Source organism: Spirulina sp. 06S082 (assembly GCF_034932145.1).
Lineage (GTDB): Bacteria > Cyanobacteriota > Cyanobacteriia > Cyanobacteriales > Spirulinaceae > CCY15215.
The window spans coordinates 1-12,935 of sequence record NZ_JAYGHV010000279.1 but is presented as its reverse complement, the minus strand read 5'-3'; the positions used below and the strand labels follow the sequence as shown (position 1 = coordinate 12,935).

Below are 12,935 nucleotides of genomic sequence, written 5' to 3'. Positions count from 1 at the left end.
TTCGTATCCAGGGCAAACATTAGTTTATTTCATCTTATACACTAACCCAAAATACAACCTTGCCTAGAAGGTAAATTTAAAGTTAATGTTAATGTATTATTCTCACCTCTAATTATTTTTGCATCCCCATAAATCAGTTGATAATTTGTTTTTTCAACCTCTAGGTTAACTGAGGCTGATTCTGAGCCGGAATTAACCAAGACCAGTAATTCAGAATCTTCCCCAGTTCGTTTAAATCCGTAAACCATTTTTTCTGCTAAAATAGTCTCATAATTTCCTGTTCGTAAAGCGGGATATTGATGGCGCAAAGCAATTAATTCTTTGTGAAATTTTAATAAGTCTTGATGCCAATCTTTTTCCTCGGGAAAACCCCAGCGATTATCCGGATCGATGCCTCCTGTTAAGCCAATTTCATCCCCATAAAAAATACAAGGCGCACCAGGAAACGTAAATAATAGCAATGTCGCTAGTTTTAAACTGTCAATATCTTCCCCAGCAATGCTTAATAATCGTGCTGTATCGTGACTATCGAGAAGGTTGAGTTGGGCGAGGTGAATTTCCCAGTCATAAAGCGCAAATAATTCCTGTATTTTATGAGCATATTCAGCCGCATCGATCGCCGGAGTGGGATAATATTCAGAGTTATTTAATAGCTCTTTATCGACGCGATCGCCTGCCGTAAATGCAATAGTAGGGACGGCAAATAAGTAATTCATCACCGCATCAAATTGCGTCCCATCGAGCCATTTTCGGGCATCAATCCAAACTTCTCCCACAATATAAGCCTCGGGATTAATTGCTTTAACGCGATCGCGAAACTCTTGCCAAAATCCAGGGGTTTCGACTTCTGCGGGAACATCTAAACGCCAGCCATCAATCCCTTGTTGTAGCCAATATTCTCCCACCTGCATGATATATTCTCGCACGTCGGGATTATCGTGATTGAATTGGGGTAAAGAGCGATTATCGACCCAACTTTTATAATTTGCTGGCTTACTGCCATCGTAAGCTGAAAGCGGCCAACCTTCGACTTTAAACCAATCTAACCAGGGCGATTTATCTCCATGTTCGAGAATATCATTAAAAAAGAAAAAGCCTCGGCTGGCATGATTGAAGACACCATCAAGAACAATTTTGATATTGCGATCGCGGGTTGCTTCTCTAAGGGCAGTAAAGGCTTCATTTCCCCCTAACATCGGGTCGATTTTATAGTAATCGTGGGGGTGATAGCGGTGATTGCTTGCGGATTGAAAAATAGGGGTAAAATAGAGAGCATTAATGCCTAAATCTTGCAAATAATCGAGACGTTCAATAACTCCCCATAGATCGCCACCTTTATAACCGTCTAATGTTGGTTTTGCTTGCCAAGGTTGCAGGATAGGATTAAACTTTTGCTTAGAGGTGTTGTTTTTCCCCTTAGCAAAGCGATCGGGAAAGATTTGATAAAAAACCGCATTTTTGACCCAATCCGGTGTTTTAATAATCATAGTTTATAGTTTGCAATAATGATGAATTAACGATCGAGTTTCGAGTATTTGTTCACTCCGGAAAAACTTCGTCAGCTTCTTCAACCAACTCATCTAATTCTTCTAATGCCTGATTGACATCGAGGCGCAACGTTCCTAAATCGGGTTGTTCGAGTAAATTGAGCAGAAATTCGCGCTTGCCTTGAACCGCTTCAATTCGTTCTTTGAGGGTTTGTTTGTCCATCACTTCTGTCATTGCGATCGCTCCTGTAGATTTGCTAAACTCAAACAGTTTCCTATCTTAACCGATTCCCCAAATATAATCAAAGTTTTTCTCCAAAAACCTAAATAAAAACAAATGTGGAACTTCGTAGAGAATATTTTATCCCCGAGTCAATATATGCCCCACGGTTCTTGTTATTTGTGGCAAACTTCCTTGATTTGGCTGCACGTAACGAGTGATTTATTTATTGCGATCGCCTATTTTTCAATTCCAGCGATGCTTATCTATTTTGTGAGTAGGCGTAGTGACGTACCTTTTATGGGGGTTTTCCTGCTTTTTGGTGCATTTATTATTCTTTGCGGCACGGGACATCTCTTAGAAATATGGACATTGTGGCATCCTGCCTATTGGCTATCCGGAGTCGAACAAGCCATTACTGCTCTTGTTTCTTGTATCACCGCCGCCCAAATGATGGTTCTCCTGCCTCAATTTTTGGCACTCAAAACCCCAGAAGAACTGGAAAAAATTAATCAAGAACTGCAACAAGAAATTCGCGAACGCCAAAGCACGGAAGAGATTTTACGAAGTATTGTCACCGGAACCGCCGCCGTTACCGGAGAAGAATTCTTTCCCGCACTGGTCCATCATTTAGCGGCGGCACTGAATGTCCATTGCGTGGCGATCGCAGAGATTGTCGATCGCCAATTACACGCCCTCGCTTCTCAAGTAGGGGAAGGATTGGTGGATAATTTTGAGTACGCCCTAGGAGAAACCCCTTGGCAAGCCGTCACCGAAGCAGCCAAGCCCTACTATTATCCCGATAAATTACAAGAATTATTTCCTGAAGCGCGATCGCTGCAACAAATGAACGCCGTGAGTTATTTAGGCGTACCCCTTCTCGACGAAGAACAAAAGGCGATCGGGAATTTGTGCATTATTCACTCCCAACCCCTCTTTGCCGACGATCGCACCCAGGGGATCGTGCAAGTGTTCGCCGCCAGAGCTTCGGCTGAATTGCTACGCCAGAGAGCAACCCAAGACCTTGCCCGCACTAAAGCCGAGTTAGAAGCACGAGTGATAGAACGCACCGCCGACCTCAAGACAGTTAATATCACACTACAACAAGTCGCAGAACGGGAAAAAACTATCATCCACGTTCTGCAAAAAATGCGGCAAACCCTAGATGTGCGGGAAATATTTGACACCACCACGAAAGAACTGCGCCTCGCCCTGAACTGCGATCGCCTTCTCGTGTATCGCTTTGCCCCAGACTGGAGTGGGGAAGTCGTTTCCGAATCCGTTGCCCGAGGCTGGAAACAACTATTATCACCATCTCAAGAACTTTTGACAACCCTACAAAACACCGCCGATGCCGACAACTGCCAGTTAAAAACCGACAGTCCTTTTCTGGAGGATACTTACCTGCAAGAGACTCAAGGGGGCATATTTTATCGCACGATTGCTTATAGTCGCGTTACCGACATCGAAGTGGCTGGGTTTAACGAATGCTATCTAGAACTTTTGCACAAAATCCAGGCTCGCTCTTATCTGATCGTGCCGATCTTTGCTCAGAAAAAATTATGGGGGTTATTATGCGCTTACCAAAATTCCGCCCCCCGTCATTGGCAAGAAGCAGAAGTTAAAATTCTGTCCGAGACGGGCAATCAATTAGGGGTTGCGGTTCACCAGGCAGAATTATTCGAGCAAATCCAACGACAAGCCAAAGAACTCGCCGAAGCGAAAGAGATTGCCGATACTGCTAATCGTGCCAAGAGCGAATTTCTGGCCAATATGAGCCACGAACTGCGGACTCCCCTCAATGCAATTTTAGGCTTTAGTCAATTGATGAGTGGCGATCGCTCTTTAACAGAAAAACACGAACAATACATTGATACGATCAATCGTTCGGGGGAACATTTGCTGACGCTGATTAATGACATCCTGGAAATGTCAAAAATCGAGGCGGGACGCACCATACTGCAAGAAAGCGATTTCGACTTGTATAGCCTCCTCGATAATTTGCAGCAAATGCTAACACTGAAAGCCACCTCTAAAAATATCGATCTGAATTTCCAACGCGATGCAGATATACCGCGATACATTCGCGCTGATGAGAGCAAATTGCGTCAAGTTTTGATTAATTTGTTGGGTAATGCCATTAAGTTTACTCAAACCGGTTCTGCGAGCTTACGAGTCTCTTTAGCGAAGCAACAGGCGGCGATCGCCCTGACTCAGAAGGGGGTTAAACTGCTTCATTTTGCAGTAGAAGATACAGGACATGGAATTGCCCCAGAAGAACGAGATAAATTATTTAAAGCCTTCGAGCAAACAAAAACAGGGATTGCCTCCCAGCAAGGTACGGGTTTAGGGTTGCCCATCAGTCAGAAGTTCGTCGAATTAATGGGAGGTTGCATAGAGGTTGAAAGTAGTGTTGGTCAAGGTTCTAAGTTTAGCTTTACCATACAAGTCGTCCCAGTTGAATGGGAGTCCGTTGAGGCAGAAGAGAACAATAAAGGCCAGATTATTGGCTTGGCTGCAGACCAACCCATCTACCGCATTTTAGTCGTGGAAGATAATGCAGCCAATCGTTTGCTTTTAGTCGATTTGCTCGATCGCCTCGGTTTTGCTGTTGAGAAAGCCCAAAATGGCAGAGAAGCGATCGCCTTGTGGGAATCTTGGCAACCTGACTTAATTTGGATGGATTTACAAATGCCAGAAATGGATGGCTACGAAGCCGTACTAGCAATCCGCCAAAAGGAGCGAGAAAATCCTCAACTTCCAACTATTCCTATTATTGCTCTAACCGCCAGTGCTTTTGAGGAAACCCGAAATAATGTTCTCACCTTGGGATTTGACGGTTTTGTTCGCAAGCCTTTTCGAGAAGGGGAATTATTGCAGAAAATGAGCGAACATTTAGGGGTAGTCTACCGTTATGCAGAGGCAAAAAACAAAAGCCGCGATCGCCCATCTTCAGATTTTAGCCATGATTCGCCATCTTCTCTCAATGCCCTCGCACAGATGCCGCCAGAATGGATTAAAGACTTATATCATGGGGCTGCCCAAGGCAGTGACGATCTCGTTTGCCAACTGATCGAACAGATTCCCTCAGAACAAGTGATGCTTGCCTCAGACCTGACTACAATGGCGATGGGTTTCCGATTCGATCGCATTATGGCATTAATCCAACAACTGGATGGAGATTGGGAGAACTCATAAAACTTATTCTTTTTTATGCCCTTTCATCAATAGTATAGAAATCTAAGAATTGTCCCCCTTAAAGCCATGGCCGATCCCCAAAAAAATGCTCCTGCTGATATTTTAATCGTTGATGATACTCCTGCCAATCTTCGCTTGCTCTCAGATATGCTGCAAGAACAGGGCTATAATGTCCGCAAAGCGATTAATGGTAAAATGGCGCTCCTTGCCATTCAAACAATGATTCCGGATTTAATTTTGCTTGATGTTAATATGCCGGATATCAATGGCTATGAAGTGTGTGAAAAATTGAGAATGGAGGAAAAGAACCATAATACCCCCGTTATTTTTATAAGCGCCTTAAATGAAACCCTTGATAAAGTCAAGGCTTTTCAAGTGGGAGGAACTGACTATATTACCAAACCTTTTGCTTTTGAAGAAGTTTTAGCACGAGTTAAACATCAGTTACAGCTACGACAACTCAATGAAGAACTGCGCGATCGCAATCAGGAATTGCAAGATACTTTACTAAAGTTGAAAGTAACTCAATCTCAACTGGTACAGCAAGAAAAAATGTCAGGTTTAGCCAGTTTAGTTGCGGGAGTCGCCCACGAAATTAATAACCCGATTAGTTTTATTTATAGTAATTTAATTCCTGCCAATGAGTATATTGAAAACTTATTAGATACAATTTCTTTTTACCAAAAACAATATCCTGCTGCTATTGATAATCCAGAAAATCCTCTGGAAGATTTTGAATTCATCAAATCTGATTTAACAAACTTGATGAAATCTATGTACACTGGAGCAGATCGTATTCGTTCCATTGTCCTCGCTTTGCGAATTTTTTCCCATCTTGATGAAGCAGATATTAAAACGGTGGAGATTAGTCGAGAATTAGATAGTACATTACAGGTTTTAGAACATCGTCTCAAACAACATAATCTCGAACAAAATAATCTCGAAGCGAGAAAAGCGACTCCAATTCATATTGTTAAAAAATATCACGATATTCCTAAAATTATTTGTTTTGCCAAAGAGTTAAATCAAGTTTTTTTACACTTACTGAATAATGCAATTGATGCTTTGGAAGCAGCACCAGAGCAACACGAACCGACAATTTGGCTGGAAATTAAAAAGAAGGAAAGTGAAGAAGGCGATCGCATTCAAATTATTATTAAAGATAATGGAATCGGCATTTCCGAAGAAGCGCGATCGCGTTTATTCGAGCCATTTTTTACCACAAAACCCGTAGGCAAAGCGAGAGGATTAGGATTATCAATTAGCTATCAAATTATTGTAGACAAACATAAAGGAAGTTTAGACTATGAATCATCGGAGCAAGGAACAACCTTCATTATTGAAATTCCAGCCACTCGCAAAGACTTAGAAATTTTATTATAACAAAATTTTTGTTTTCCATTAATAAGACCTCTCTATTTTAGCCAATTCCCAGAATATAATCAAAATTTCCTCGACCAATATTTTCCTCTAAAATCTTGATGACTTCTCTTGCATTATCGTAGGGTCCGTTAATATAAAGAGGCTTACCTTTGCGGCCAAATTGAAGTGGGAGAATAGTATCCCACTGTCCCAAATGGTCTCGCGTTATGTCAAAATCTGGGTGGGGATCAAATCCCAAACGGGCAGCATAATAGATAGAACCGAGAACGATCGCCTGCGCTTCTTCTAAACTAATCTCTTGATAACCTTCTGGGAAAGGAAGGTAAGAATTATGCAAAAAATAACCGTAGCGATCTTTATCGACGACTCTCACTCCCATTGTATCTTTTAACCCTAAACAGAGATAATCAATTAGATAAGTACAAACAAGTAAACGATGGTAATCTTGAAATCGAGCCACTACAACTAAGCCCAAACAACTCGCTATTTCTTCATCGTTCTCAATATTATCTAAAAGACGTTTCGCACACTTGAAATTAACCCAACATTTGGCCACCGGAGGCAGTTCTTGAGGCGTTTTTAAGGGTGCGATCGCGGGTTCTCCTCGCAAGGCGATCGCTGCCTTGACATCTGCAACCCGCATTCCCAAATAACGGGCAATTTGCCGGGGTGTGAAGTTACAAGCGCGGAGTTCAAAAATTTCTCGTTCTAATTCTCGAGGAATCATAATCAATGATTAATTATCAAGATCAAATTGTTTAAATAAGGACGTTAAAACAGTGTTAGAAAAGAGAAAACCTTCGGGATCGGTTAACTTTAATATTTTGCGATCGGAACTAATATAATTATTGGACAAAGGAACAGACTGATTTTGAGAATCAAGGGCAATAATCCAACCTTTTTGAGAATATGGCGCGATCGCGATCGCAATTTGTCGTCTAACTTCTGGCGAGAACTGCTCTAATTTTACCCCATCTGCCAAACGCAATCCTAACATCAAAGTTTCCAGGAGAATATCTCGTGCTGATAGTTCCGAGGCATCAATTTTAGCACCATTTTGCACCCAAGCATAGTATTCCCGGCGGGTACGAGGGCGTGTAAAACGCCAATTTTGCCAATAACTAGCGGCACCCATACCAAATCCATAATAAGGGCAATTTTCCCAATAAATGCGATTATGACGGCATTGATATCCCGATCGCCCATAGTTAGAAATTTCGTAATGTTCTAAGCCATTTTCGGTTAAAGTTTTCTCTGCCATGCGATACATTTGTGCGGCATTTTCATCGCTAGGGAGAGGATTTTCCCCAGGTTGAAATTGTTTACCGAAAGCCGTCACGGGTTCGAGAACTAAATCGTAACAGGAGAGATGTTCTGGGGACAGATCGCAAGCAGAATTAAGGGAAAATTGCCATTGTTCGAGGGTTTGTTCGGGTAAGCCGGAAATGAGGTCTAAACTGAGGTTATTGACCCCGATTTGACGCAGGAGATCGATCGCGGTAAAAATATCTTTGACGGAATGCGATCGCCCGCATCGTTGCAAAAGTTCATCTTGAAAAGCCTGCACTCCCAAACTAAAACGATTGACTCCCAGATCGCGATAGCCTTGAATTTGTTCTCGGTTAAATGTCCCCGGATCGACTTCCATAGAAATCTCTGCATCCGAAGCAATGCCATAATATTGATTCAGAGTGGCGAGAATTTGCTCTAATTGGGGGACAGAAAGTAAAGAAGGGGTACCCCCTCCAAAAAAGATAGTTTTGAGGGTTTCGTGACTTTGGGGGGTTATTGCTATCTCTTGACATAAAATATCTACATATTCCGCGATCGCGCTGAAATTCGTCCCATTACGGCGATCGCCGACCACAGAAACCGGGAAGTCGCAATAATAGCAGCGACGACGACAGAAGGGAATATGAACATAAGCGGATCTAGGAGTGTCGCGATCGCTTTCCACATTGTTTTAGGAGTTACGCATTAGCGGGCAAGATACCATTACCGCCCTACCATAACAATAGAATACAGTAGTGGGAGCGTCTCGCTCCCTAGCTGCGTAATTCCTATTTTTCTGAAAATTCTTGTTTCGAGCATTCCTTTCCTCCCACAAAAGAGGCAAAATGATAGATGATAGATGATAGTTGATAATTGATAGTTGATAGCTATATTATGCGTCTTAATAATCGTGCTTTTAAGATTCTCGCAGAAGAAGCCAAACGTTGTGCCTCGCGATCGCAGGGTGATGTACAATATGGCATTGTTCTCAAACGCTTGGAAAAACTGAGGCTACAGTCGGGTTCTCCGGTGAGTAAAGAGGAATTACGAGCAACGGTTATGGATATGTTCCCAGACTTTAGCAGTAAAGCGATCGATGCAGCCGATCGCGCCAACCATCCCTCTAAAATCTTGGGTATCATTAAATCGGGGACAATAGGTTTAGTCGTCTGTACGGGACTTCTCTGGGTGGTTAATTTGCCTTATCCTCCTATTCGTCGTCCCATTGCTCAAACAGCACCGCTTTTATTGCTTCCTAGTTTCTTTAATATGGATCGCAATTATCGCGGAGCAATTTCTAAAGTCGAACAAGCAGATCAACTGATTAATCAAGCAACCAGTAGCTCTGATATCCTCTTAGGAGAAGAAAAAATTAGCCAGTCTCAAAAACATCTTGATGCTCTTCCGGTTTGGTTTTTAGGTTACGAACCCCAGCGTTATTGTACCTTTTTTAGCTGTAGTTGGCGATTTACCTTGGATGAGTTTGAAACAGCAAGAAAGGCGATCGGACGTGCAGAAGCAAAGGTTTTTCAAGAAAAAAATGCTTTAACTCAACTTCAAGAAACAGAAACTACTCTCGAACAAGCAAAACAAAAGTATTTAACTACAACCGCAACGGAGAAAGAAAACGCGATCGCCTCCTGGCAAACTGCACTACAAACTATTTCTCTCATTCCTCCTACAACTTTTGCAGGCAAACAAGCACAACAAAAATTCAATTTTTATCGCGAAGATTTTGAGAAAAATGTCGGTAAATTCGAGACAGTCGAAAAGGCAGGAACTTTTCTCGATGTCGCCAAACAATTTGCCTGGCAAGCTGCTAAAATGAGTCAAAATCCTCCCCATTCGGCGGCAAAATGGCAACAAATTACCGGCTTTTGGGAAGAGGCGATCGCGCAATTGGAAAAAGTCGATCCTCAAGATAAAGCCAGCTATATTCAAGCACAAACCAAAATCGCCGAATATCGTGTTAATTTGTCGCAAGTTAAACTGAAACAAGAAGAAGAACAAGCATCAGTACAAGCCATTGAAAGAGCAAAAAATCAAATTCAAAATCTTCTCGCTTCTACCCCAGATAATGCCGATCGCGTTAATCGTCCCCAAACCGCAGCCATAATTCAAGGAATTATCAACGAACTACAAAAAGTTCAACCTGGAACAACAGTTTCTTCTGAAGCACAAGAACTGATTGAATTTGCTAAAGCTAAATTAAAAGAACTACAGTAGCTTTTTCGTGGCGATCGGTAGCCCACCAACGGTTTACTACCGATGGGTTTAAATAGGATTAGTTGAAAACCAAAGGTTTAAATCAGGATCCGCCAGGGATTAAAAATCCCTGTCTCATAAAAAAAATCCATTAAAATGGATTAGGGAGGGGTGCGATCGCGTTTCCCAGAAAAGCATCAATTGATGACAAATTCACGATAAAAGAGTAGTCCATTTCAATGGACTTTTTGTATGAGACGGGGATTTCCAATCCCCGGCGGTGCTTTTTGTATGAGACGGGGATTTCCAATCCCCGGCGGTGTGACGATAAACGCGATCGCGCTGATAATGAATAAAAATTTGGGAAGGAGCGATTATTAATGATATATTAATGATAGTATTGCTTATTTCGAGATGACAACAAAACTCGATACTCAGCATCCAGATGTTGAATTGCGCCACTTTTCCCAAATCTTTGATAGTGAAACTGTTGTCAAAGAGATTAACTTAAAGATTAAGAAAGGCGAATTTTTTTGTTTGCTGGGTCCTTCAGGGTGTGGAAAAACGACGATCTTAAGAGCGATCGCCGGGTTTGAAAGTCCCTCCTCTGGGGAAGTTTGGATCCGAGGACAATTAATGAACAAAATTCCCCCATATCGTCGCCCAGTTAATACGGTTTTTCAAAGTTATGCTCTCTTTAATCATTTAACCGTCCGCGAAAATATTGCCTTTAGTTTAAAACTGAAAAAATGTCCTAAAAACGAACGTGAAACGCGAGTTCAACAAGCATTAAAACAAGTCAAACTAACAGAATTTGCTCAGAGGTATCCCGATCGCCTTTCCGGGGGACAAAAACAACGAGTTGCTTTAGCCCGTGCTTTGATCGATAGACCCGCCGTTTTATTATTAGATGAACCCTTGGGTGCATTAGATTTAAAATTGCGGAAAGAAATGCAATTAGAATTAGCGCGACTGCATCGAGAGATGGGACTCACCTTTCTCATGGTAACGCACGATCGCGAAGAAGCGCTTTCTTTAGCCGATCGCATCGCCATCATCCAACAGGGGAATCTCGAACAAATAGGTTCCCCGAGAGACATTTACCAACGCCCTCAAACAGCCTTCGTCGCCGATTTTATTGGAGAAACTAATTTACTGCACGGCTGCTTAAATGAAGAGGGAAATATAGTGACAGAGAGGGGATTAGTGCTGACCAGTAAAGCAAGTAAACTCTCTCTGGGAAACCAAGAAATTCAGGCAAAAGATAAAATTATTCTCAGTATTCGGCCAGAAAAGATTAAAATTAGAGGAGAACCTATTGCTGATTGTGAAAACTGTTACCCTGGACGCATTCAACAAATTACTTATTTGGGGACTCATCTTCAGATTATCGTTAGCGCGATCGCGACAGGAGATATCCTGAGAATTCGACAAACCGATCTAGACTTAAATTCAGAATTGAGTGAGTTCTCAATAGGAGCATTTGTTTATATCGGTTGGCACAGTTCAGATAGTTTAATATTTAACCCAAACCCATAAAAATTCATCATGAAGACACCAGGATTGCAAAACCTACTAGAGAGTATTGAAGAACATTGCTCAAGTAGCGCGATTGCCACATTTTTGGATAGTAATGATACCCCATTCGTAATTGATTTAAAACGTCAAGGAGATCGCGTCCAATATGGCTACCAAATAGGAATGAGAGAATTTTTCATGGCCAAAATTCTCAATGGTTGCAATCCTTCTGCATCCTTAGTCCTGCGATCGTTCACATCGGAAATTGACGAAATTACCGAACTACCCATCAAAGAGTTGCGCGGGTATATTCTCATGCGATCGGAAAATGATATTTTATTTGAAAAAATCCCTGCACATACAATGTTCGCCTGTCAAAATACCAATGCGGAAACAGGAGAACCTTTGCCCTTAGAGCAGTCTGTGCGATATTGCTAAAACAACAAAAAAAAGGAAAGGAAAAGAATATTGCTTTTCCTTTCCTTGTGAAAAAATATTATTCCCAGTGAATCGGGAAATTAAATAACTGCGAGAGTCATATTACTCGCGATCGCCAGCCAATCTCCCAACCCTTCTCGCCGAATGCGTCCGGTGGTAACAGCGCGATCGAGAGCATCCAACGCAGTTAAATCCGAAGGCTGAATGATATGCTGCTTAAGAAGTTGGCGCAAGAGTGCCTCGGAGGCCACACTCACGCACCCGGTCTGAAAAGCAGACTGTACTAATAAATTAATCATCGTAATCCGCACCCTGATTCCTATACTATTTCTAGAATAAGCGATCTTTTTCTTCTCCGGCAAATTTATTGCAAAATTTTGCGATCGCCCAACATCGCTGAAGTGCGATCGCCATCACAATATCTCCTAGCAAAAGATCGAGTTGCCAAACATATTGATAATTGATAATTAATAACTGATAATTAAGAATTGATAATCGATAACTGACAAATGACAAAAACAGCCCTGATTACAGGGATTACGGGTCAAGATGGCTATTATCTCAGTCGCTTGCTGTTGAGTAAAGGATATCGCGTTGTCGGACTCATTCCTCCCGAACGTCGCAGCAGTATGGCGAAACTTGATGAACTGGCGGAAAAAGTAGAATTTCGCGCGGTCGATCTCACAGATGCACAAATCTTGCGAGAAGTCGTTGCAGAACTACAACCCGATGAAATCTATAATTTAGCCGCCCCCAGTTTTGTTCCCCACTCTTGGAACGATCCTCTCGGTACCCTAGATTTAATTACCGGTACCGCCACTCGCTTATTAGCAGCCGTTAGGCAAGTTGGCCTGTCCGATCGCACTCGTTTCTATCAAGCAAGTAGTTCGGAAATGTTCGGAACCGTCGCAGAATCCCCCCAAGATGAAAATACCCCCTTTCGCCCCAAAAATCCCTATGCGGCGGCTAAACTGCACGCTCATTGGACAATGGTGCATCATCGAGAGCGCTACAATTTGTTTGCTTGTAGTGGCATTTTGTACAATCACGAATCCCCGCGCCGTCCCCCTTCCTTTGTGACCCGTAAAATCACCCTCACGGCTGCGTCAATTAAACTAGGGTATAGCAATATTTTAGAAATGGGAAACTTAGATGCTAAACGAGATTGGGGCTATGCCGGAGATTACGTGGAAGTAATGTGGCGAATGCTACAA

12 protein-coding genes are annotated in these 12,935 nt (G+C 42.3%); 6 read left to right on the top strand and 6 right to left on the bottom strand.

What is annotated here, in order from left to right; genetic code table 11:
* Positions 1-41: 41 nt before the first annotated feature.
* Both VB714_RS16655 and VB714_RS16650 read right to left on the bottom strand, forming a co-directional pair.
* Positions 42-1,487 (bottom strand): glycoside hydrolase family 13 protein, encoded by a 1,446-nt coding sequence (locus VB714_RS16655; protein WP_323225766.1) that lies wholly within the window; start codon positions 1,485-1,487, stop codon positions 42-44.
* Between the two features lie 52 nt (positions 1,488-1,539).
* The gene (locus VB714_RS16650) at positions 1,540-1,722 is read right to left on the bottom strand and encodes a hypothetical protein (protein ID WP_323225765.1); all 183 of its coding nucleotides are present in this window, start codon (positions 1,720-1,722) and stop codon (positions 1,540-1,542) included.
* 102 nt (positions 1,723-1,824) lie between these two features.
* Between VB714_RS16650 and VB714_RS16645 the strand changes: the two genes are divergently transcribed.
* Together VB714_RS16645 and VB714_RS16640 are read left to right on the top strand one after the other, a co-directional pair.
* Positions 1,825-4,905, top strand: a complete 3,081-nt coding sequence (locus tag VB714_RS16645; protein ID WP_323225764.1) for a GAF domain-containing protein — start codon at positions 1,825-1,827, stop codon at positions 4,903-4,905.
* A 66-nt stretch (positions 4,906-4,971) separates the two neighbouring features.
* Positions 4,972-6,288: a response regulator gene (locus VB714_RS16640; RefSeq protein ID WP_323225763.1), complete on the top strand. Its 1,317-nt coding sequence runs from the start codon at positions 4,972-4,974 to the stop codon at positions 6,286-6,288.
* 37 nt (positions 6,289-6,325) lie between these two features.
* Here VB714_RS16640 and VB714_RS16635 read toward each other — a convergent pair whose 3' ends face one another.
* Both VB714_RS16635 and hemW read right to left on the bottom strand, forming a co-directional pair.
* Positions 6,326-7,015, bottom strand: a complete 690-nt coding sequence (locus VB714_RS16635; protein WP_323225762.1) for a hypothetical protein — start codon at positions 7,013-7,015, stop codon at positions 6,326-6,328.
* A gap of 9 nt (positions 7,016-7,024) precedes the next feature.
* The gene (hemW, locus tag VB714_RS16630) at positions 7,025-8,245 is read right to left on the bottom strand and encodes a radical SAM family heme chaperone HemW (RefSeq protein WP_323225761.1); all 1,221 of its coding nucleotides are present in this window, start codon (positions 8,243-8,245) and stop codon (positions 7,025-7,027) included.
* 209 nt (positions 8,246-8,454) lie between these two features.
* Between hemW and VB714_RS16625 the strand changes: the two genes are divergently transcribed.
* The 3 genes from VB714_RS16625 (at position 8,455) to VB714_RS16615 (ending at position 11,721) form a co-directional block, all read left to right on the top strand.
* On the top strand, positions 8,455-9,786 hold the full coding sequence (locus VB714_RS16625; protein ID WP_323225760.1) for a hypothetical protein: 1,332 nt from the start codon (positions 8,455-8,457) through the stop codon (positions 9,784-9,786).
* Positions 9,787-10,179: 393 nt separating this feature from the next.
* On the top strand, positions 10,180-11,304 hold the full coding sequence (locus VB714_RS16620) for an ABC transporter ATP-binding protein (RefSeq protein ID WP_323225759.1): 1,125 nt from the start codon (positions 10,180-10,182) through the stop codon (positions 11,302-11,304).
* Positions 11,305-11,313: 9 nt separating this feature from the next.
* Positions 11,314-11,721: a hypothetical protein gene (locus tag VB714_RS16615; RefSeq protein WP_323225758.1), complete on the top strand. Its 408-nt coding sequence runs from the start codon at positions 11,314-11,316 to the stop codon at positions 11,719-11,721.
* An 80-nt stretch (positions 11,722-11,801) separates the two neighbouring features.
* On the opposite strand, the gene VB714_RS16610 is transcribed toward VB714_RS16615, so the two are convergent.
* Both VB714_RS16610 and VB714_RS16605 read right to left on the bottom strand, forming a co-directional pair.
* The gene (locus VB714_RS16610; protein ID WP_323225757.1) at positions 11,802-12,020 is read right to left on the bottom strand and encodes a hypothetical protein; all 219 of its coding nucleotides are present in this window, start codon (positions 12,018-12,020) and stop codon (positions 11,802-11,804) included.
* A gap of 31 nt (positions 12,021-12,051) precedes the next feature.
* Complete coding sequence (locus VB714_RS16605; protein ID WP_323225756.1) at positions 12,052-12,237, bottom strand: hypothetical protein; 186 nt, start codon at positions 12,235-12,237, stop codon at positions 12,052-12,054.
* Here VB714_RS16605 and VB714_RS16600 point away from each other — a divergent pair.
* On the top strand, positions 12,231-12,935 hold a 705-nt coding region (locus tag VB714_RS16600), incomplete at its 3' end, for a GDP-mannose 4,6-dehydratase (RefSeq protein WP_323225755.1). The genes VB714_RS16605 and VB714_RS16600 overlap by 7 nt on opposite strands.